This window comes from Paenibacillus sp. 7516, assembly GCF_002272715.1.
Classification (GTDB): Bacteria; Bacillota; Bacilli; order Paenibacillales; family Paenibacillaceae; genus Paenibacillus; species Paenibacillus illinoisensis_A.
Genome location: NZ_NPBI01000006.1, coordinates 518,832 through 541,386 on the forward strand (window position 1 = coordinate 518,832; position 22,555 = coordinate 541,386).

Sequence of the window (22,555 nt, forward strand, 5' to 3'; positions counted from 1 at the left end):
ATCATGAAACACTCCTTTCGTTCGTTTCTGTATTCGGATAGGGCGTTGTCGCGGACACAGCACGGAAAACCCAATATCGACTGCCAATATAGTTCAGGATCGTCCCCAAGAGGGTTGCTGCTGCTTTGCTTATGACCAGATTCAAGCCAAGTATGTTATTCGAGAGAAACAAGATCAGGGATGATAAGGCGAGGACGATCAGATTTGTAATCACAAAACGCAGCAATTCATTATTTGGACCTTGTCTTCTGGCATCCCTGAACGTCCATCGTCGGTTCCACCAATAACTGTTCAAGACCCCGCAGCTATAGGAAATGACCTGGGCAATCAGAGCGGGTGTGCCCAGGGCAGCGAGCATGGTAAACACCAATGCATCCACCGCCGTATTCATCACACCCACGATCCCGAATTTGATCAGTGTGGCCAACCGATTAATCATGGTGAGCAACTCTGCCTGTCAACCGCACTTGTCCGGGCTGACTCTCCGATTGATACACGTCACGCACAATGTATAAGGGTCTCGCCTTGGTTTCATCATAGATGCGGCCAATGTACTCCCCAAGAATGCCCAGCATAATGAGAATAAATCCATTAAATATCAGCATGATGCTGACGATAGATGGCCAGCCTTTGATCGTTGAATCGGTAAAAATCGCAGAAATGATCACGCTGAGCATGTAGATGAATCCGCCTACGGACAGAATAGCTCCCACGTAACCCGCAAGCTTGAGCGGTTTATACGAGAAGGATGTAATGCCATCCAGGCTCAGCTTCAGCATGCGTTTCAACGGATATTTGGTCTCCCCAGCCAGACGCTCATCCCGTTCATATTCGATTGCTGTTTGTCTGAATCCAACCCAACTGACCAAACCACGGACAAATCGATTTTTTTCCGGAAGACGTTTCATTTCATCGCACACTTTGCGATCGATTAGGCGAAAATCTCCTGTATCCACTGGAATATCCGTATCGGTTGAGGCCCGAAGTATGCGGTAAAACATGCTTGCAGACCATTTCTTGAAGCGGGTCTCCCCGCTTCGTCTGGTCCGGCGGGCATACACTACCTCATAGCCCTCTTTCCATTTGGCAATCATGTCCAGAATCAGTTCGGGAGGGTCCTGAAGGTCTGCATCAATAATGACTACTGCATCACCTGCTGCATAATCCATCCCTGCGGTAATCGCGATCTGGTGACCGAAGTTGCGTGCAAAATCAATTAATTTTACACTTTCATCCCAACGTGCATAGTCACGGATCATCTGCGCACTTCGGTCGATACTGCCATCGTTGACAAACAGCAGTTCATACGTTTCTCCTGTACTGCCCATAACCTTTTTCACACGTCGATAGGTTTCTTCAATGACTGCTTCTTCGTTGTACATCGGAATAATGATGCTGTAACGGCACTTTTGGGCCATATTCGTTCCCTCCCTTTTCATTTTCAGTTCGTTCCACTTGACCATCTCTATAACTTCACTTCGTATAGGGTGCTCTGTCCGCCGAAGCCAGCTCCGCTATTCGTACCTGTCATCCACTCTGACGTCGGAATTTCGGTACCATGTTCCATGATCCAGCTGCTGATATCCGAATTGCCTCCTCGGCCGCCCATGCCACCAACCATAAAGTATTTCACTTGTCCGCTCTTCACGAGCTCTTCCAGTTCCTCTGTGGTATATACCGGATCAGAACCGGAGAAGCCTCCGAGTGTAATAACAGCCTCGTTCTCATCAATGATGTATGGGGCTGCCTGGTTATAGTCTGTGGTTGCGAAAAGATAGGTCTCTCCTGTGTTATTTTCTCTGAGATAATTCAGTGTTGTTGTATCTACTTCTTCGTTCCTGTTTCCGGCTCCGCCTCGTCCGCCAGCTGCTCCCATGCCGCCACCGCCAAACATGTTTCCACCAGATGCCGGAGGTGTTTCTGTACTCGAAATATCACCAGCAGCTCCGCTGCCAGAAGCACTAGGGAAGGATGAACCCGTATCACTTGCAGCATTGGGTGGAGTCATCTCGCTATCTCGATCACCTTGTCTGCTTCCCATAGCCATGCCCATGCCGCCGAACATTCCATTCGAACCCGTAGGACCCGCCGCAGGAATCATGCTGTTACCGCCGTAGGTAATTGGCGTGAATGCCCAATAGACTGGACCAATAAGCATAACCATAAACCCTGCCACAATGATGCCTTGCTTCCATTGATGTGAACGATTGAGCAAAACGATTAGGATGAGCGTGATCACAATACCTGCTATGAGTTCGCTGATCGACCAGCCTGCACCGATGGTGTCATCATAGACCTGCATGATATACCAGCCGAAGATCGTCGTAAGCAGAACGGCAAGTGGAAGCAGCCAGGCTTGCCAGCCGTTACGTTCTCGGTAGGCCTGCCACATGGCTACAAATCCGGCACCGGTTAAAGCTGCAACTGGCGGGGCCAGCATGATCAGGTAATATTGGTGGAAGAAACCAGCCACACTGAAGAACGCTGCAACCGGAAGCAACCAGATCAGCCAAAACGCAGCTTCCTTATGTTTCATCGTAATATTTCTCCGTCTAAGCCCCGCAAAGAGAGCAATGCATCCCAGCAGTACCGTTGGCAGAAGCCAGCTGGCCTGCCCCGACAGTTCAGTCTGGAACAATCGAAGCACACCTTTCTCCCCTGTGCCGAACATGCCACCCATTCCGCCACCATTGCCACCGCCGAAATTCCTTCCGTTTGGCATTTCAGCGCCGTTCGGCATCTGACCGCCTTGCGGGAAGTCCATTCCGTTCATCGGGCCCATCTCACGCGTTGAACCGTCTCTTGATGGGTTGCCTGCAGCAACGGATTTGTCTGATGAATCAGAATCCGAGGCTGCTGCTGAAGCATCGTCACGGTTTCTATCATCTGCCATGTCAGGCATGCCTGCGCCAGCGGTTCTGTTCTGCTGACCTGTAAGACGGGACAGACCGTTATAGCCAAAAGCAAGCTCCAGCACCGAATTGGTTTCGCTGCTTCCTATGTAAGGCCGCTGACTTTCCGGTATAGAATCGACCGTCACTGCCCAGGATAAGGAAACAACTGCCAGTACTGCGGTACTGCCAATAAGCAGAAGGATCTTCTTTCTCCATTTCGCCTGAAATGCAAGCAGGTAGAAGATATAAAATGCCGGAAGAATCATGTAGGCCTGAAGCATTTTCATGTTAAATGCCAGTCCAATAAGGCCAAATGCTACGAGGATTCGCCACGGACTGCCCAGCTTGGTACCTTTGAACAAAAACCAGGAACCGAGCAATAGCGTAAACACCAGCATGCTGTCGATATTGTTGGTACGGCTTACTGCCGCCACAACCGGAACCGTAGCCATGGCCAGAGCTGCAATGCGTGCAGCAGCAAGTCCAAAGGTTGGTTTAACCATGAAATATATGATCAGTACCGAACCGATTCCTGCTAATACTTGCGGCAAAATAACACTCCATCCATGCAATCCGAAAACATAGGCAAAAGCCGTCTGAATCCAAAACACGACGGGCGGTTTATCTACCGTTACGGAGCCAGCCGAATCAAGGGATGCATAGAAGAAATTGTGGAAATTTCTCAGCATGCTCCCTACGGCGGTCGTATAGTAGGAATTGGCATATGGATCGTTCCAAATCCCGTATCCGTTCAGAATTGCCGCCAATATGACAATCGGCAGAAGGACCAGATCAATCCTTCGTTTGGCATGTTTCAATGTCAATCACTCCTTCTCGTTCTTCATGATTGTATTGTGACATGCCAAAATAAAATTGGGATGAGTCCCCGCTGAATGTTAACTGAGGATACGTTCCAAACCTTTCAGCTAATTTTCAGCTTGGCAAGCGATAATACAACACAAAGCCCTCAACTTTTTGAGGGGCTTATTAGATGGATTTAACAGGGAGGCATGCCCGCTTATGAAGTTAAGTACCGGGATTAAGATCCTTTTGGCAGATGATGAACCACATATTTTGCAATTTTTGGAGCTTGGATTGAGTAATGAGGGCTTCGATGTACGCACGGCTCCGGATGGTGCTGCAGCGCTTGAACTCGCACTTGAGTTCCGTCCGCACATGGCCATTTTGGACGTCATGATGCCGGAAATGGATGGATTCGAGGTGGTTGAACGTCTGCGCAAGACTGGAGCCCAGGTTGGAGTCATCATGCTCACAGCCAAGGACGAAGTCGAGAACCGGGTGAAAGGTCTATGGCTTGGTGCTGACGATTATATGATCAAGCCCTTTGCCTTCGATGAGCTGCTCGCCCGGATTCAGGCAAGGCTGCGTAATCAGTTTCCATTGCTTATTGGGGCCGTAACACATGGTCCTTTCCGAATCGACGATCAACGCAAGGAGATCACCTATCACGATCAGATTCTTGAGTTGTCCCCTACCGAATATGAACTATTGAAGTTTATTGTGCTGAACCACGGCATCGTGCTAAGCAAGGCGACAATTCTTAGTCGTGTGTGGGGATATGATTTTGGCGGAGAAGAAAATATTGTCGAGGTCTATATACGTTCACTGCGTGACAAACTTGGGGATAAAGAGCACAAGCTCATTCGCACTCTTCGAGGTGTTGGATACCGAGTGGATCTCTGATGATTCCTTCAATGAAGCCAACCACCAAATCTCATCTGGGGCGACTGCAGCGGTTGATCTGGCCCCGTTCGCTCCGTTCTCAGCTGCTCGCACGTTCTCTGTTTATTCTTGCAGCCTTATTGTTGTTAATTGGCATTTTTCAGTTCTGGATTATGGAAAGCTTTCTGTATCGCAATCAGGCGAAAACAATGGAAGAGCAGATTATGTCCATGCCTCCTGTCTGGCTCGGCTTATCTTCGCGAAACGAGTCCTTCAACAACCCATTTGCCGGACAGGCAGGCACGGATACACGCGTGTCGGGTAACAGGATGCTCTACATTCCCGATCGTTCACTTGCCCTATTCGATCAAAATGGTACATTCGAGGATGTATTCGGTAAAGAAGATGGTCTGGCTGCACCCCAGCTCACTTCCGCCGAATACAAAACAATCACGAACCAATTATTGGACAAACGACATGTCCCATACCAGATCGTGACGGATCGTACAGGCAGTGAGCAATTGATCGTTTTTGCCTCGCCCGGTCCGCGTAATCGGGATTTCTCCATGGTTCAGATGGGTACCCCGACGAAACCAATAGGGGACCTCATTGTTAAACAGCTGCTCATTTTCGTCATGTTATCCATTCTGGCGATGGTCGCGGGTCTCATTCTCTATACCAAAACGCTCCGCCGTACACTGATTCCGTTATCCAGTATGGTCGATACCGTCCAGCGGATCGATGCAGGCAGCTTGGCAGAACGTCTTCCCGCCACGCAGGGTCAACAGGAAGTGGATCAGCTGGCGCAGTCGTTCAACGGCATGCTCGAAAGACTCGAGCAATCATTTGAAGCGGAACGTGAATCCAAGGAACAGATGCAGCGTTTCCTGTCCGATGCTTCCCATGAACTGCGGACTCCATTGACGTCCATCCACGGATTCATTGAAGTTCTCCAGCGGGGCGCAGCATCCAATAGCGAACAACTGTATAGGGCACTGGACAGCATGTATGGGGAGTCTGTACGAATTAACAAACTGGTTGAAGATTTGCTTATGCTAACCAAGCTAGATCAAGCTCCGAAGCAAGAACAGGAGATGGTTCAGCTGGATCATTTGCTGCTGGAAATGCAGCCTCAGCTGAACATGATGGCTCGGGAACGCCATGTACACTTCGACCTGACTGCCGGTTTATCCATAATGGCTGAGCCGCACAAGCTGAAGCAGGTGGTTCTCAATTTGTTCCACAATGCGGTACAGCATACCCACCCGGAATCCGGTTCCATTACTGTGGCGCTATATGCTGTTCTTAACAAGGTCGAATTGACCGTAAAAGACAACGGCACCGGGATTGAGCCGGAACATCTTCCCCATATTTTTGAACGCTTCTACCGGACCAGCTCTTCCCGTTCCAGAAAGGAAGGCGGCGCTGGCCTTGGTCTAGCCATTACACGTTCCATTGTGGAAGCGCATGGCGGAAGTATTGCGGTGAACAGCAAGTTAGGCGGCGGAACAACGTTTACCATTTTACTGCCTTTATCTGAGACAACTTCTGACCATTAGCATGACCAATAACCCTTTCCAGCTCCTTAGGGACTGTGAAAGGGTTATTGACTTAATACTCAGTTTTTTCAATTCTAAACTTCTACGGTAAGTATATGGTCTATTTTTTCAATCCAATAATGTTGTTCATCTGCAAGCATTGTTTCCCATCCCAGCTCCATAGCAGGTTTAAAGTTTTTCGATTGATCATCCACAAATATAATACGAGTTCTGAAGTTCATATGAGATTCTACGATTTCATAAATTTCTCTATGGGGTTTGCAGAATCCGACCTGATTCGAAATGGTGATGCTTTTGGTGTGCTTTTCAATCGTTGGCAATATCGGTTTAACCCATTCATGGCAATGATTACTTAGCAGATGTATATCAGCGTGCTGACTCCATCGTTCAAGATAATGTATCGCAGGTAATGTTTCTGTCGTACGATTTAGTAATTCATATGCATAGGTTTTGTCTATCTTGGGGTATTGCAATTGCAACCAGACCCAGAACTGTTCCTCTTTCATTTTTCCTGTCCAGAGGTCTATCCGAATAGCGTTCAGCTGTTCAAAGAATATAGGAAAAGTCGTGCCTGCATGACCTGCAAGCTCCTGCCAAAATGAAGAGGAAAGATTCGTAATCAGAACTCCAGCTATATCCAAAACAAGCTGAGGCTTATCTTCCATTCCATCACCTCTGTTAGATTAGACTTTCTCACGTAAATGTTCTTGCATCATATCCCAACCCAACCAACAGCACAAGCAGACTGATGCTTATCCATATTATTTTCTTCATACTCCCCCTTTTACACCTTGCCTTCTATTCATTTCATGAGCTAGCACTTACACACCATTAACAGGTTTCCATCCGGATCCTGAAAGTTAAACCATTGATCATGCTCAATGGGTGTCGTTATATGAACATCCCTGGATCGCATAAACGCATAGGCTTCCTCAATATCTCTCGTATCAAAATGGAATGCAGGCGTTTTGAACGTATGCGCTTCGGCATAAATTTTGCTGTCCAGCACAATCCGTGTTCCGTTCATTGGAATGATATATAAGTGTCCAAACAGGATCTCGCCATCCGCTGGTAAACCCAAGATGTCACAATACCAATCTCGCGCGCGCTCAATGTCACGGACGGGAATAAACACGGTACCGATCTGATTTAATATCGGGGTCATACCATTCCCTCCTTCGCCATGAACTCGTCCTTGGTTAATCCAAAAAGGATCATGTCATGGTACCTGCCGTTCGTGTATATAACCTTGCGCCGTACGCCTTCCTGTATGCAACCCAGCTTTCTCATCATGGCTGCTGAAGGCTCGTTCCCTTCAAGGACACTATCATTGAATTTATTCAGCCTTCTCTCGAAAAAGGCATACTTCAGCATAATGCGAACGGCTCGCGTTCCAACCCCTTTACCCCGATGATCACGATCCACCTGAATTCCAATGCTGAATGTACCGTTCCGCTCATCTATACTGTTTATGTTAGCGCCGCCAAGGTACTCACCATGCCAATCCTCAATCGAGAACATGATGCGTCCATGTGTACTGGAGAAATTGGAGAAGCTCTCTGTAAAATGTTTGGCCTCGGCCAACGTTGGCGGCAGTTCCACTGCACATTCGAGCAGACGACGGGCCGGTGTATCAAACCGATTATAATAATGAGCTTCCCAATCTTCCTCGCGCAGAGCACGCAGCCTGATCAGCTCATCCTGCCAAAAGTACTGACTATAGTCAATCTCTCTCATTTCTTGATCCCCATTTCCTTTGTACTCACCATCTGTTGAACTAAACCTATGATAACCCAAATTGTGGAATCGGTGGTAGATTCTTTTACAGAAGGGGACGCCAAACAGCCCCCAAGCAGAACGTTCTGCCAGGAGACTGTGATTTATTTTTTGTATACGATGAACCGCTGCGATTATTCCGAATATTGAGGCTTCGTCACGCGATCAGGAACCGATTCGTCGAAGACATCCTGACCTGGATAATCCCGTACTTCCCCTTCATGAAGCTCGTGGTTCTCATAGTCAAACCGATGTGCGGATCGCTGATCCACTCGCCATGGCGAACTCTTTCCAAGTGATTCTGACAGTAACGATGAGCCGTAAGGCCCTTCCGGAAACTCCTCCAGTGCCAGATCATTCCGCTGCGACTCCACCGTAGACAGATCGGTATATTCGCGCCGTTCTTCGTGCAAAAATTTGTCCTTCATTGTTCGTCCCTCCATATCCGCCTTGAGGTATCCAAAGCACGTCTATTTTGAGCGAAAACCTTACCATTTATGCATCATCCCTGGAAAACACTGCGTTTCATGCCTTGATTCATAGAATGAATCTGTGCTGCACTCTCTCGTCATCACTTACGTATCGATATGAACAAAACAAAAACAATAAGGCCTATACCACAGATGATCGTATCCCTTTTGGACCATACCAACAGGGTGGAACGTACGCCCAGCATGGGATTTTCTCGCACTTTACGCATTTCCATAGCAATCGTCATATCTTCTGCTCGCTGCAATAACGACATTAATAAAGGGATAACCATCGGTCCCAGGTCCCGGACCCGAACCGTATTGGGTTTCAGGGCAGCTTTACCGCGAGACCGGACAATAAGGGAGAACCGCTGCCACTCGCTCCAGATCATCGGGATAAACCGGAAGATCAATGAAACGGCAAGTGCAAACGAAGCAACGGGCAGTCTGACTTTTTTACCTATGCCCAGCACCCAGTTTAACCCTTCTACCATTCGGCCATAAGGCGTGGTTAGCGAAAACCAGAGACTCGCCAAAGTAACGATAAACAAACGATACACATTCAGGAGTGTTGCCTCCGCCTGGAGTAAGGAAAAACCGAAGCGTAAACTCCCTCCTTCTGCATCAAGCGTGGTTCCAGATAACGCTGTAGATATGATGAAGAACATCAATAAGGGCTTCATTAACTTCACGCAGCCGGCCAGAGTCTGACGAGGCAATACACTTAGCGCCAAAACGACCGGTACCAGTGTGAGGGACAACCCAATCCAGCGGTGCTGCAGCATAGCTGCAGTCACGAGCAGAATGTACAACAGCCATTTGAGACGCGGGTCCATATGACGATAGAGGTCTTTGGGTGGAAGTACCTCTTGAAGGTCATTGGAAGGCTCCGTTTTTGCTGAATCTTGCTGGCTCCCCTCACTTTTCTCTGGCACGCTTGTCTGCTCCACCTGCTGGTAAAGCTTATCCGATGCAACAAATGGGGACTGAGCAATACTTGCAGCCATCTCCTCTGGCGTCAATGCCGTAGGCAAGTCCATCCCAGCTGCTCTGAGCTGCTGGGCAAGTCGCATGGAAGGCGGCAAGCCGATCTCTGCCTCTTCCAGCAGTTCGGGTTGCATGTGAAGTTCTCTTGGTGTAAGATCCGCAATCAACTGCCCTTCTCGCAACAAAAGAACACGATCGGCAACTGGCAAAAATGTATCCAGGTCGTGCGTTGCCACAATGGCTCCCTTACCTGCCTCCCGGTGCCGTTTAAGCACGTCAAGCAGAAGCAAAACGCTCTGTGCTTCCAATCCGGCGCTCGGTTCATCAAGCAGCAGCCACTCAGGCTTCGTTGCCGTCCCGAGTGCGAGTCCGAGTCTTCTTCGTTCACCCCCGCTCAGCGCAAAAGGAGATCTATCCGGATTGAAGCGCTGCTTCATCTCATCTGAATCTGTTGGCGGATCCCATTGTATAAACGACTCGGTCATCTGGCGTTTCTTTTGTTCATCCGATAGTGGGTACGGGCGAAGCGAGTACGAGAATTCCCGTTGAATGCTTCGTGCAAATAGCTGCTGCTCGGGGAACTGGAACACCAATCCCATCTGCAGCAAAATAGACCGCGGTACCTTGCCATTTTGCCAGAAGGGTTCACCATTTAATGCAATGTGACCAGCACTTGGAGGTTTGAGACCTGCTATAGTTTGCAATAAAGTGGTTTTACCAGATCCTGTGCAGCCTAATAATAGGGTTATCTCACCGCTGTTAAACTCGGTGGAAAGGTCCTGCAAAAGTGCCCTCGTTCCGGATTCAGGTGCTTCTACGGTTAGGTGATCCAGTCCAATAGTCATCGGGCCACCTCCTTCACCAGTTGTTCTGGTCGGAGTGGTGTCGCGCCTTGATCCAGAAAACCTTGCTGTTTGAGAAGGAGAGCTGTTTTGATTGTAAAGGGTGGGTCCAGTCTCAGTCGTTCACAGGGTGTACGTCCTGTACGTTCCTCAGCCATGGTTGCCGGGGGAGTCTCGACCGTACTTCCATAGAAAAATGACGATGGTACCCCATCATATACACATTGTCCTTGTTCCATAGCCATAATCCGGTTGCTTAGAGTTGCTTCTTCCAAGTGATGCGTAATCCAGACAACTGCGGTTCCTTGCTGGACGACAGATGCCACAATGGATTCTATCCGCTCTCTCGCTCCCGGATCCAGCATGGCTGTAGGTTCATCCAGGACAAGAACATCCGGCTTCGAGGCCAGGGCTACCGCAATATTGAGCAGCTGCTTTTGGCCGCCAGACATACGAGATATAACTGTGTCCGGGGAATAATGAAGGCCAACCATATGTAAAGCGTCTTCTCTACGCCGTAATTGTTCCTCTACGGAATTAACGTACGGCGATAGACTGAAATGAAATTCTTCCTCAATCGTATCTCCAAGCACCTGCGCATCTGGCTGCTGAAGCACTCCGCGAACGGCAAGCTCAGGAGCCGCCTGTCTTGTTCCCCCTGATAGTTGTGTGAAGCCGATCAGCACTGCGGCCAGTGTACTTTTCCCGCTGCCATTGGCTCCAACAATACTAATCCATTCTCCGGGATATACGTTCAGGGAAACCCCATCAACTGCTTTGCGAACTTGGCCAGATTCAGCCGCATAATGGACTCGTGCTTGTTCCAGTGTAATTAAAGGTATAACGTCCTGCATCGAAATTTGGTCCTTTCCCTTTTGCTTCTTTTGTGGTACGATCCAAATCGTTAACCACCACTTCTTGTTTTGGTTAACAATAAGATTACCAAAATCGAAAGGATTGTTCAATCATGAAGTTATCTTTGCGGGGTATTGTATTTAGTGCACTCATGGCAGCTATACTCGTTCTTTTTGGTTACATAAGTATTCCCATCGGTTTCTCACCCGTCCCTATTACGCTGCAGACGCTCGCCGTCATGCTTGCGGGAGGATTGCTTGGCCCGTTATACGGTTTTCTAAGTATTGCTCTGGTCGTTATTTTGACTGCTCTCGGGTTCCCGCTTCTGCACGGGGCTGGCGGCCTCGCCGTACTTCTGGGTCCAACAGGCGGATACGTCATGATGTGGCCTTTCGCCGCCCTGCTCATTGGACTGTTGCTGGCACGAATCAAGCTGAAAGGGATCGGCGGTTATGTACTGGCATTTGTCGTGTTTGAACTGTTCGGATCGCTGCTGATCTATGTTTCGGGCGTACCTTGGCTGGCTTATGCCTATAAAATGTCTCTGCCGGAAGCCATGATTCAAGGTTTCTATCCTTACATTATCGGAGATCTGATCAAAGCACTCTTTGCTGCGATCATCATCGCGCCAGTTCGTATGGTATTCCCACCGCAGCGACTGACAGGTAATCTGAATTCGACCATTGTGAAAGCAGAATCCTAAGGACACATATAAACTAAAAAATGCTCAAGCCAAAAAGTCGTTTCCCCGTGCATGAAGGTACTTACATCCACACAGGACACGACTTTTTGAATTCAATGAGGAACGTAGCTAATGAATTGATTTATGAAGGTGACTCTTGCCCCCAGCTCTAACGTCCAGTTAGCGAATCTGCTTTAACTCATTCAATTCGAGACAAATATAAATGAAAAGGCAGCGCCGACGGCGCTGCCTTTTTTAGGAATATACACGGACTTCAATCAACTCGGCACAGGAAGCCCCATTTGTCTCCTCAACAACGATGCGCAAATTCCTTGTCGACACAAAGTGCTTCAACACAATACGGTTCGTACGCCTGCGATTGTCCTTAACGGATTCAACCAGAACCCATTTGCCTTCCACCTCTGCCTCGATCCGGTACGCTTTTACGAGCTCCGGAATGATCTCGAACGGAGTTCGGTGGTGATGCAGATTAATGAGATCTTCATTCACATCATCATTCCACGTCAGAAGAATCTCACGGATGGACACCGCATGCTCCCATTCCAACTCCACCCAGACTTCACCATTTTCGTTCTCATTCAGAGGAAGAGACATCCAGGAATGAGGACCGCCATAAGGGCGTTTATAGCCATCGATTACTTTTTCCGGCAGATAGGCATCCGTCTTCCCTGTAATTTTAAAACAAAATGGCTTGCGGTTCAGCGCCTTCATGCTCCAGGCAACAACGGGCTGAGACTCATCGTGATCCTCAAGGGAAGCGACCGCGTGCGGGGCAGCACCCTTCTCAAAGGCCAACACACCAGTTACTTGTTGACTGGATTGATAGAGTCTAATTCTGTCATTCTGCCTGATAACAACAAATGCATTCTGCGAGTGGACAGGCTCCCATTGGATGCTGACATGAACCCATTGCTCTTCACCTTTAGCTACACGAATGGTCTTTTCGGTAATCTGCTTTGCTGGAACGTAGTTCTCTTCCCGCCCTGTATCCCAGAGTTCTACTTGGAGCTCTGTATCTTCCTCTGCCGATACCAGTAACTCCATCCCCTGAAGCGAAGGATCAACAGGAAATAGAATTCCGATATCTCTCTCCAAACGATAGGACGCTGCCGGTTGATCAATAGCAATGGTCATACACGTTGTTGAAGCAGTTACTACAGCCTTAGGAGCCAGGTCCTGCCTGTCTTCATTTCGCAATCCGATGACCGATGCATCCTGCCGCAGCAGGGTCTGCTGCAATTCCTCCAGATGCTGGCTATGGATCAATCGCGGGGATACCCCTTTGGCTGCACATAACGCAGCAGCCGTTCCGGCAGCTTCACCCATCACTGCACAGGTAGCCATAACTCTTGTCGTACCGAAGGCCACATGGGAAGCACTTACATTTCTTCCCGCAAAGAGCAGGTTCGACACATTCACCGAGAACAGTGAGCGATAAGGAATATGATAGATTCCGTCGGCATGCATATGCTTGGAACCGCTGGCTTCGGCGTACATGCCCTGCGGTGGATGCAGATCAATGGACCACCCGCCAAAAGCAATCCGGTCGGCAAAAGGCTCCTGAGCAAGAATATCATTTTGGTTGAGTACATAATCTCCCACAAAACGTCTGTATTCTCGTTTCCCCGGAATGGAACCCACCCACTCCAGTGTCATCGTTTCTGCATCAAACTGCCCTGAATTTTTAATATAATCCCAGATGCCATAAATGACCGACCAGAGCTCATCCCGGATCCGTTCGTTCTCATGAACCGTGTCCAGCTCCCCTCCCCATTCGATCCACCAGTAGTGACAGCCTGAATCACCACTGCGAATGACACGTTTGATTGGAATGGGTGTTTCCTCAATGTTTTTGGCAAAGGACGGAGGCACGAAACGAACAGGTCTACCTGCATCCTGTGTGTAAAATAGCAGCGTACTTCCCAGCGTTATTTGATCAGCCGTCTCAGGCGCCCACTCTTCTCCATATTCATGTGCCGCCTCCCGGCCCAGACGATAGCGGGCTCCTGCCAGAAATCCGACTAAGCCGTCTCCTGAACAATCAAGAAACACCGGACTTTCAAAGCGAATGCGCCGTTCCGAGCCCATCATCCACCCCGTCACCGATCGAATATGGCGGTCTTCCTCTGTTCCTTCTGCTTCCACCTCGTGTACATCCGTATTCAGAAACAGGCTGATCCGCTCTTCTGCTCGAACGGCTTCCATTAGAACCAGGTCCCACAAATAGGGATTGCCTTCCGGATTGCGGTACTGGTTCTCCAGGAACAGCTCCCCCATGATGCCCGTCTCCCGGGCATACCGATTCGTTCCGTGTGCTGTTGCTCCGCAAACCCACACTCTTACTTCACTGCTTGAATTACCGCCAAGCACAGGCCGGTTATTAATTAGCGATACCGTACTTCCCAATCTCGCCGCTGCGATGGCAGCACAGATGCCCGATAACCCGGCCCCGACAATGGTAATGTCACTGCTAATCTGTTCCGTTCTCATGTTCATCATCCTTTCACGGCAGAATTGGTTAAGCCCTGAATGATGTAACGCTGCCCTATAGCAAATACAATGATCATGGGGATAATCCCCGCTGAAGCAGCAGCCATCATGCCATTATAATCCACCGTATTTTCCAATATGAAATTTTGCAGTCCCAGAGGTACCGTATACAGATTCTCGTCAATCAGAAACACAAGTGCATTCTCATAATCGTTCCACTGCCAGGAAAAATCAATAATGGCCAGTGTCGCGAGTGCTGGCTTGGCAAGCGGAAGAATCAGACGAAAGAATATGCGGAAGTGTCCCGCACCATCAATAAAGGCCGACTCCGATATTTCATTCGGAATGGACAGGAAGAATTGGCGAAGCATGAACACCCCGAAAATGGTGAACAAGCCAGGCAGAATCAGTGCCAGATGTGTATTATAGATTCCCGCCCACTCAAACATGATGAACTTCGGAACGAAAAGCACTTGCGGCGGAATCATCATCATGGACAGATAGAGCAGAAACAGCGCATTCCGACCCTTGAAATCAATCCGGGCGAAGCCATATGCTGCAAAAGCAGATAAAAATGTGGCGCCTACCATGCCAATGATGGATATTTTGAGTGAATTCAAATAATATGTTCCGAAGCTTTTGGCACCGGACCATACCTTTTGATGATGCTCCCAGGTCAGATTGGAGGGAATCCATTCAATCGGATACTTAAAAACTTCAGCAGGAGTCTTCAGCGAGGTGCTGATCATCCATAGAAAAGGAATAATCATGACCACGGCCAGTGCCAACATGATAATGGTGATGAACAAACTGCTTGGCTGCAGGATGGATAGGCGTTTTTTGATTTCCATTTCTTCGGTCTCCCCTCATCATTTAGTAATGGACCCAGCGTTTTTGCCCTACCCACTGAAGAACGGTAATCAGCAGAATAATGGCGAACAGTGCCCAGGAGACCGTAGCTGCGTATCCCATATCGTAATATCGAAATGCATTCTGGTATACATACAGAGACAGGATGGTTGTACTGTTACCAGGTCCGCCCTGTGTCGTAGCCTGGATGATTCCGAATGTTTTGATAGCCATGATCAGCCCGGTAATCAGCAGCAGAAATGTGGTTGGACTTACTAAAGGCCATATGATTCTGCGCAAAATCTGAAGTGGTCTGGCTCCATCGATCTTGGCTGCTTCCAGCAGCTCCGATGACACTTCCTGTAAGGCAGCAAGGTAAATGATCATATTGTATCCGAGCATAAACCAGATCCAGATGATATCGATGGCGTACATGGAGGAGGTTGTCGTGGAAAGCCATCCCGGCGGGTTATCTACGCCAATACTGCGCAAGAAACCGTTGATCGGGCCCTGATTCGGCTGAAATAGCAGCATCCAGACAAACGCCACGGCCACTCCGCTTGTGATATAAGGCATAAAGTACAACCCGCGCAGCAGCTTTTTCAGATAAATCTTTTGATTCAGGATGACGGCTACAATAAAACCAAGCACGATCGAGACAGGTACGGCGAGCAAAAATATCAGGGTATTTCGCAAGGATAAAAAGAACAGCGGGTCTTTCATCAATCGCTTGATATTGTCCAAACCTATAAACGTCATATCCGGGTTCATAAATTTGTAATCCGTGAACATGAGACCAAAAGAGTAGACGGCCGGGATCAGGAAAAAAAGCAGAACGCCCAGCATGTTTGGACCGACAAAAATATATCCCAGCATGCGCTGTCTTCTCATCCAGTTGTTATGCATTGTTCTTCGCCTCGTTTCTTCCAGGGATAACCCAAGTCTACCAATCCGGCAATGTTCCCATAAGTAACAAATCCACCTTGTTCATAAAACAGAATGATGCAAAAAATGCTTTGCCACAGGCGGTCTGATCATAGAAAAACATCAATTTGTTCTATTCTGCGAAGCCTGTCCATCTGCTGGCAAAACAAAGAGACTGCCCCCATGAACGTGGGGCAATCTCTATTATTTTCTACCTTTTGGAGTACACGAAACATATTGTTGTTCTTTTTATTTGGCCGTCTTGAGATAATCATTATGTCTGGAGACCATTGCGGAGATCGTTGTTTCCAGATCCTGTACGCCCAGAAAATACTTTTCGTACTCCTGCGCTCGCAAATCCATCACTTCCTGAGGCACAGTCCGCACATAGGTAGGCGTTTGATAATCAAACATGACATACATAAGTGACTCCAGATCATACGTATCTTTCTTGTCCCCAAGCATGCTCTCCATCGCCTTATCCTGATCTGCATCCTTGGAAGCTGGGAATCGTCCTCCCTCAGCCATTGGGGCCATGCCGCCATCCGCATACCACTTCAGAAATTCCCAGGCTGCTTCCTGATGTTTCGATTTGGCATTAATGGAGATGTAATCTCCCAGGCCACCTCGCATAACATACCCTTCCTTATCTTCAGACAAACGCGGTACCGGTGCAAAGGCGATGGTGAAATCCCTCGGATAATCGGTAAAATTGTTCGAGCTGCGGAGAAGCCATGCCCCAATGTTAAGCATAGGTACTTCCCCGCTCAGAAACATTTGCTCCACAGGCATTTTCGACGTCAGCTGCTCTCCGAGCGGCGGTGTCGTTTTATCCTCAGCCATCATGGCATTCAGGGTTTCCAACCACTTTCTCACCATGGGATGATCCAGGTTGGATGTTCCGTCTGCTTTGGTATACCCTTCCTGTGACAGGACGGAATCCATCGAATCAACGAACGGTTCTGTGTTTTGAATGAACCCATATCCACTATCCTTTTTTAGCTTTTTCGCATATTCTCTCATCTCATCCCAGGTCCAATCCTTCGGCACAGGCAGATTGGCCGCATCGAGTGCTTCCTTGTTCAGAGCCACGAAATAGGTGCTCTTCGTGGTAGGGACACCATAATACTTCCCATCAATTTTCCAGCCCTCCGCATCAGGACCCATTTTCTCGTCTATGTTGTAGTCGGTGAAGGAACTCAGGTCAGCCGCAGCACCGGATGCTACCCTCTTGGCCGTATGGGAGATCGTATAGTTCACAAATAAATCCACATCCTGACCTGTCATGATGGCGGTGTCCAGTTTAAGATTGCCTTCGTCATCATTCACATAACGCACATATTCAATCTGTGTTTCGGGATGCTCCTTGTTCCACACATCGATGACTGCCTGCGGCCCCGCTTCAGGCGGTACGCCTCCCCACATTTTGAGCTTGACTGTATCACCCGCATTGTCAGACGCACCGGTCTGAGCATTGGAACCTGAATCATTGGAGCAACCTGCGATCATGCCCACAACAAGGACAAGTGATACCATTCGTGCTACCAAGCCTTTTTTTCTCACCAAGAGACGACCCCCTCGTAAATTCTGGATTGAAGTTTGCATCTTAAGGATAGCAAAGGAGTGAGAATGGTCGTAAGTAACAGAATCATGATTGCCATGGAACAGAAATACACATTTGAAACCGTTATCATCCTTCAGGCAAGTCATTTTGTTCTATTTCTGATGACGATACTGACTCGGGGTTGTACCCGTCATACGTTTGAAGATTTTGATAAAATAATTATCGTTCATAAAACCGACCTGGTGGCCAATCTGGTTCACAGGCCAATCGGTATCCGTCAGGTACTCGATCGCTTTGTTAATACGTGTTCGATGCAAATAATGAATCAGCGTCTCCCCGGTCTTCTTTTTAAACAGGGCACTCACGTAGTTTTCCCCCATCATGACATAACGTGCGAGGAACTTCAGTGTAATATCCTGATCATAATGCTGTTCAATGTATTGGATAATCTTATTCACTTCCGGATGTGTAATTTTCTCCTTGGGCGCTGTGGCTGCGGGACGAATGGCGCGCTCTTGTGGCACTCCGTTATTCGATAATTCCTTGCTTACCTTAACGAGGGTCTCCCGCAAATCCTTCACACTCATCGACAACTTCAGAATGTAATTGGAAGCTCCATATTCCATGGCCTGCCGCATGGATTCAAAATCACCCATACATGTCAGCATGACAAATTTGGATTGGATGCCAGCCTTCCTTGTTTCCTGAAGTAACATTAATCCGTCCATCTGCGGCATGACAATGTCACACAGAACAAGATCCGGAGGATCCTGCTTAATCATTGGTAACGCTTCCAATCCATTGCTTGCTTCTCCTGCTAGCGTGAACCCCATGTCCTCCCAACGAATGATCTCCTTCACGGACTCCCGGACGAATGTCTCATCTTCCACCAGTAATACTTTCCACATCGTAGTCCCTCCATTCCGTTAATCCTCGTCATTCTTGTTGTCCAGGTTTTGGTTCGCATATGGTTCGGACAACAAAACAGGCAGATGAATCCGGCACAACGTGCCCTGTTCCAACGAGATCACCTCGAGTTCACCTTTGTCCTTGAATAGAAGTCTTAGTCGCTCCCTGATATTCTGCAGCCCAATACTCGGTCTCTGACGACCCTGCTCCCTGTTATTCTTCGAATGATCCATTCCTACGCCGTTATCCTCGACCTCCAGCGTCAAACGATCAGGAACAGCTGCATTTCTGAACATCCGAATCTGGATGCGGCCTCCCTCAGCCATATTGCCAATCCCGTGGCGAATGGCATTGTCAATTAAAGGCTGCAGACTGAGCTTGGGAACCAGGGCATACAGCAGTTCTTCGTCATAACTGAACTCGATGTCAAACACATTTCCATATCTGACTTGCTGGATATACAGAAAAGCTCGCGTCAGATCCATTTCATCACGTAGGAGAATGAGATCCACATCTGAATTAAGACTGGTTTCCAGCAGTTTACCGAGTGATAGGCATATTTCCACCGTTTCTTCATTCCCGTTCCGCAGTCCAATCCATTTCAGTGTATTGAGCGTATTCAGCAGAAAATGTGGATTCATCTGAGCCAGAAGCATCTGAAAATGGACGGCATCCTTCTGCCTTTCTTCGGCACGAAGCTGTTGAACCAGCCGGTTCATGTCTACCATCATCGTATTGAAGGTCCGTGTAAGATCCAGCACCTCTCCCCGGTGATTCTCCTCTGGCAGCCGAATGCGGAGATCCTTGCCAACCGCTTCTTTCATCTTGACCTGTAGACGGGACAACGGCCTTGTAAATGTATAAGCAATCATGAAAGCAATAGCAATGAAAAGGGCCGTAATGGCATAAAAAGTTGCGAAATAATGCTTCTTGAGGCTTTCAATCTCACCAAATAACAATTGTAAGGGAATGCGGTTTATCATATACCAATCCAGTGAAGGCAGATAACTATAGTTAATGAGTGACTCACTGGACTTGTCAGTCCAATATCCATTACTCGGTTCGCGGGAAACCTCACGAATAACTTCATCGGACAGCTTGGATTCGGAGTTGGAACGAGCAATCACTTCACCTTGGCGGGTCATGATAAAATAGAGCTGGTCACTCTCGGACTTCTGCAATACAGACTGAAACCAGTAGGAGAAATCAATGCTGATTCTTGCCAGTCCGTATGAATTGTTATTCCGGTCACGCAATTTGGCATACAGAGATAACAGGGTTGGGCTCCTGGTCACATCACGGGATACGTAATTCTCGTCATTCGACGTCCATACATATGAAGTTCCACTTTTCTGAAGGGCCAAGAAGGAACGATCCGAGGCAACGGTGTCATAATCTAACGGGACCTTGGGCTGATAAGAGGTGTAGATATGCCCCTCTTCATCAAGCAGCGTAAAATAAACAGATGGATTGTAGAGAAAAAAGCTGTTATTCAACCCTTTGAATTTGTCCTCCATACGTTCCTTGTTGTCCAGGACATTGTGCTCGCCAGGATTTTGAAGAATTCGGCGAACTTCAGAGTCCTGTTCAAGGAAGATCAATGTTTTGAAAGCGATACTAAGCTGATCTTCCAGCGACTGGTGGAGATTATCCAGCTGTTCATGACTCTGTTCACTGATCTTCTGCTGCACAAGCGATTCAATTTTTTCGTAGTTGTACAGATTGAGAATGCTGAATGGAAGCAGAATGACAAGCGCGAACCCTGCAAACAAACGGTATTTGAGCTTGTGGGGGATCATCCATCCCAGCCACTTCCGCATATGAACCGACTCCTTTTGCTGCCCTCTGGTGAACTTATTATATCACCCTGTTCATGCAGCTGGATGGCTGATTTTGCTAACGATATCTTCATTTTAAAGAACCCTGCACTCCAGTCATAGAAACATATCTCTCATTGCATAGAACATATCTACACATTAAAGCCCGCTTCTCTTCGAAAACTCTTGCTTTCACATATGAAAAGTTCATTCATCCTATTATCGTGAAATGGATCACTAATTTACAACTGATTTCTGTTCCAATTGTGAGGGTATTCTCTTCTTTTATTCTATGTTATATTAACATCTACGAAAACGCTTTCAATACATATTCTGGAGGTGATCCTTCCTTCGTACACCCTGTCTGGACTGTTTTATATCTGAGCTTTTTCTCCATCTGAGCAAGCATAATTCATCAGTTCAACTATTCCAAGAATGAAGGAGACACTGTTAATGAAGAAAAATCGTAAAAATGTTCTATCCCTCACACTGGTCACAGCACTGATTCTGTCTCTGTTCTCTTCTACCATGGCCTCTGCAGCTCCTGATCACCAAGGCAAGCCAAGTAAACCTGCTGCGCCAACCAAAATCCAGTCCTACGTCAGCGCCATGGAGCCAGGCTGGAATTTGGGTAATTCGCTCGACGCTGTGGGCGAAGATGAGACAGCCTGGGGTAACCCGCGGATTACCAAGGAACTGATCAAGCAGATTGCGAAGCAAGGTTATAAGAGCATTCGCATTCCTGTGACCTGGGAAGCCCACATCGGCGACGCACCCGACTACACCATCGATCCCGCCTACATGAACCGTGTACAGGAAGTTGTGGATTGGGCACTTGATGCCAATCTCTATGTCATGCTTAATATCCACCACGATTCCTGGCGATGGGTCAGTTACATGGAGAAGGATCATGACCCTGTGCTGGCACGCTATAATTCCGTATGGACCCAGATTGCGAACCAATTTAAAAATGCTCCTTCCAAGCTGATGTTCGAAAGTATTAACGAGCCCCGTTTCACAGAAGGTGGAACAACGGATGCCGCAGTCGGGTACCGTATGCTCGATGAGCTTAATACTTCTTTTCATCAAATTGTAAGGTCTTCTGGCGGAAACAACAAGACACGTCCACTCGTACTCCCGACGATGCACACCTCATCCGCACAAGCCGATCTGGATGCATTAAATGAGACGATCACGAAATTAAATGATCCAAACATTATTGCGACAGTTCACTATTATGGCTTCTGGCCATTTAGTGTGAACATCGCTGGTTTTACCAAGTTTAATGAAGAAGTACAAAAAGACGTCACGGATACATTCGATCGCGTATACAACGCTTTTGTAGCCAAAGGCATTCCTGTTATTGTTGGTGAGTATGGCTTGCTGGGCTTCGATCAGCATACCGGTGTCATCGAACAAGGTGAGAAACTGAAATTCTTCGAATTCGTAGGACAGTATCTGCGTCAAAAGAAGATGACCACCATGCTGTGGGATAACGGGCAGCATTTCAGTCGTACAAACTATACTTGGTCTGACCCTGATCTCTATAACACGATGAAAGCGAGCTGGAAAGGTCGTTCGTCCACAGCCGAATCCGATCTGGTTCACCTCAAAAAAGGAGCAGCCGTTCAAGATCAAACGATCCGATTGAATCTGAATGGAAACACCTTCAAATCCCTGGCTAACGGTAACAAGAAACTGTCTAAAGGCAAGGATTACACGATTAAGGATGACGTGCTGACCCTTAAATCCAGTCTGTTAACCAGACTGACCGCTTCCGGCAATCTTGGTGTCAATGCGAAGCTTACAGCGAAATTCAATAAAGGCGCCGACTGGAACCTGAATATCATTACGTATGATACACCTGTGCTGGGCGATGTTACAGGAACTACCGATTCTTTTGCAATTCCAACCACATTTAACGGAAACCAGCTGGCTACCATGGAAGCAACTTATGCTACCGGAGGTAACGCCGGGCCGCAAAACTGGACATCCTTCAAGGAGTTCTCTTACACCTTTAGTCCGGATTATAGCCGCAATATCATTGAACTCAAACCAAACTTCTTCAACGAAACGAATGATGGTGAGGTTATTCTCAAATTCCACTTTTGGAGTGGCGAGGTGCTCACCTACAAAATAACGAAGAACGGTACCAGTGTCGTTGGTCAAACATCTTAACTCACAAATGCGAACGTTCTGTTCAGAGCAAGGCTCTGACAGAACGTTTTTGTTT

Annotated in this window: 19 protein-coding genes; 4 read left to right on the forward strand and 15 right to left on the reverse strand. The window is 47.9% G+C overall.

Translation table 11 applies throughout. From position 1 onward, the window contains the following. Window position 1: 1 nt before the first annotated feature. From CHI14_RS05680 to CHI14_RS05695, 3 genes are read right to left on the reverse strand one after another with little or no spacing between them, the layout of a single operon-like run. Window positions 2-439, reverse strand: coding sequence for a GtrA family protein (locus tag CHI14_RS05680; RefSeq protein ID WP_095287434.1), 438 nt, complete (start codon window positions 437-439; stop codon window positions 2-4). Then, a complete protein-coding gene (locus tag CHI14_RS05685; RefSeq protein ID WP_095287435.1) occupies window positions 432-1,418 on the reverse strand; it encodes a glycosyltransferase family 2 protein in 987 nt (328 codons plus the stop codon). Before CHI14_RS05685 ends, CHI14_RS05680 begins: the two co-directional genes overlap by 8 nt. Window positions 1,419-1,465: 47 nt before the next feature. Continuing rightward, a complete protein-coding gene (locus CHI14_RS05695; protein ID WP_481856387.1) occupies window positions 1,466-3,718 on the reverse strand; it encodes a glycosyltransferase family 39 protein in 2,253 nt (750 codons plus the stop codon). 196 nt (window positions 3,719-3,914) lie between these two features. On the opposite strand from CHI14_RS05695, the gene CHI14_RS05700 reads away from it, so the two are divergent. Both CHI14_RS05700 and CHI14_RS05705 read left to right on the forward strand, forming a co-directional pair. After that, window positions 3,915-4,598: a response regulator transcription factor gene (locus tag CHI14_RS05700; protein WP_095287436.1), complete on the forward strand. Its 684-nt coding sequence runs from the start codon at window positions 3,915-3,917 to the stop codon at window positions 4,596-4,598. Further along, window positions 4,598-6,136: a sensor histidine kinase gene (locus tag CHI14_RS05705; protein WP_249281013.1), complete on the forward strand. Its 1,539-nt coding sequence runs from the start codon at window positions 4,598-4,600 to the stop codon at window positions 6,134-6,136. Before CHI14_RS05700 ends, CHI14_RS05705 begins: the two co-directional genes overlap by 1 nt. Before the next feature lie 74 nt (window positions 6,137-6,210). Here the strand turns inward: CHI14_RS05705 and CHI14_RS05710 are convergent, their stop codons facing one another. The 6 genes from CHI14_RS05710 to CHI14_RS05735 all read right to left on the reverse strand — a co-directional run bounded on the left by CHI14_RS05710 (window position 6,211) and on the right by CHI14_RS05735 (window position 11,065). After that, entirely contained in the window at window positions 6,211-6,801 is a 591-nt protein-coding gene (locus CHI14_RS05710; protein WP_095287437.1) for an HAD-IA family hydrolase, read from the reverse strand. Window positions 6,802-6,950: 149 nt separating this feature from the next. Beyond that, entirely contained in the window at window positions 6,951-7,301 is a 351-nt protein-coding gene (locus CHI14_RS05715) for a VOC family protein (protein ID WP_095287438.1), read from the reverse strand. After that, complete coding sequence (locus CHI14_RS05720) at window positions 7,298-7,873, reverse strand: GNAT family N-acetyltransferase (protein WP_095287439.1); 576 nt, start codon at window positions 7,871-7,873, stop codon at window positions 7,298-7,300. Before CHI14_RS05720 ends, CHI14_RS05715 begins: the two co-directional genes overlap by 4 nt. Window positions 7,874-8,046: 173 nt before the next feature. Further along, window positions 8,047-8,340: a hypothetical protein gene (locus tag CHI14_RS05725; protein WP_095287440.1), complete on the reverse strand. Its 294-nt coding sequence runs from the start codon at window positions 8,338-8,340 to the stop codon at window positions 8,047-8,049. A 143-nt stretch (window positions 8,341-8,483) separates the two neighbouring features. Then, on the reverse strand, window positions 8,484-10,214 hold the full coding sequence (locus CHI14_RS05730; RefSeq protein WP_095287441.1) for an ATP-binding cassette domain-containing protein: 1,731 nt from the start codon (window positions 10,212-10,214) through the stop codon (window positions 8,484-8,486). After that, window positions 10,211-11,065, reverse strand: a complete 855-nt coding sequence (locus tag CHI14_RS05735) for an ATP-binding cassette domain-containing protein (protein ID WP_141236638.1) — start codon at window positions 11,063-11,065, stop codon at window positions 10,211-10,213. Before CHI14_RS05735 ends, CHI14_RS05730 begins: the two co-directional genes overlap by 4 nt. A 113-nt stretch (window positions 11,066-11,178) precedes the next feature. Between CHI14_RS05735 and CHI14_RS05740 the strand changes: the two genes are divergently transcribed. Beyond that, window positions 11,179-11,769: a biotin transporter BioY gene (locus tag CHI14_RS05740; RefSeq protein ID WP_095287443.1), complete on the forward strand. Its 591-nt coding sequence runs from the start codon at window positions 11,179-11,181 to the stop codon at window positions 11,767-11,769. Window positions 11,770-12,003: 234 nt separating this feature from the next. On the opposite strand, the gene CHI14_RS05745 is transcribed toward CHI14_RS05740, so the two are convergent. The 6 genes from CHI14_RS05745 to CHI14_RS05770 form a co-directional block, all read right to left on the reverse strand. Then, a complete protein-coding gene (locus tag CHI14_RS05745) occupies window positions 12,004-14,259 on the reverse strand; it encodes an FAD-dependent oxidoreductase (protein WP_095287444.1) in 2,256 nt (751 codons plus the stop codon). A gap of 5 nt (window positions 14,260-14,264) precedes the next feature. Further along, window positions 14,265-15,110, reverse strand: coding sequence for a carbohydrate ABC transporter permease (locus CHI14_RS05750; RefSeq protein ID WP_095287445.1), 846 nt, complete (start codon window positions 15,108-15,110; stop codon window positions 14,265-14,267). Between the two features lie 22 nt (window positions 15,111-15,132). Further along, window positions 15,133-16,014, reverse strand: coding sequence for a carbohydrate ABC transporter permease (locus CHI14_RS05755; protein WP_095287446.1), 882 nt, complete (start codon window positions 16,012-16,014; stop codon window positions 15,133-15,135). 267 nt (window positions 16,015-16,281) lie between these two features. Beyond that, on the reverse strand, window positions 16,282-17,595 hold the full coding sequence (locus CHI14_RS05760; RefSeq protein WP_349290354.1) for an ABC transporter substrate-binding protein: 1,314 nt from the start codon (window positions 17,593-17,595) through the stop codon (window positions 16,282-16,284). 153 nt (window positions 17,596-17,748) lie between these two features. Then, a complete protein-coding gene (locus tag CHI14_RS05765; protein WP_095287447.1) occupies window positions 17,749-18,504 on the reverse strand; it encodes a response regulator transcription factor in 756 nt (251 codons plus the stop codon). A gap of 18 nt (window positions 18,505-18,522) precedes the next feature. Further along, window positions 18,523-20,325: a sensor histidine kinase gene (locus CHI14_RS05770; protein WP_095287448.1), complete on the reverse strand. Its 1,803-nt coding sequence runs from the start codon at window positions 20,323-20,325 to the stop codon at window positions 18,523-18,525. 450 nt (window positions 20,326-20,775) lie between these two features. On the opposite strand from CHI14_RS05770, the gene CHI14_RS05775 reads away from it, so the two are divergent. Further along, window positions 20,776-22,500, forward strand: a complete 1,725-nt coding sequence (locus CHI14_RS05775; protein WP_095287449.1) for a cellulase family glycosylhydrolase — start codon at window positions 20,776-20,778, stop codon at window positions 22,498-22,500. The last annotated feature ends 55 nt before the right edge of the window (window positions 22,501-22,555 follow it).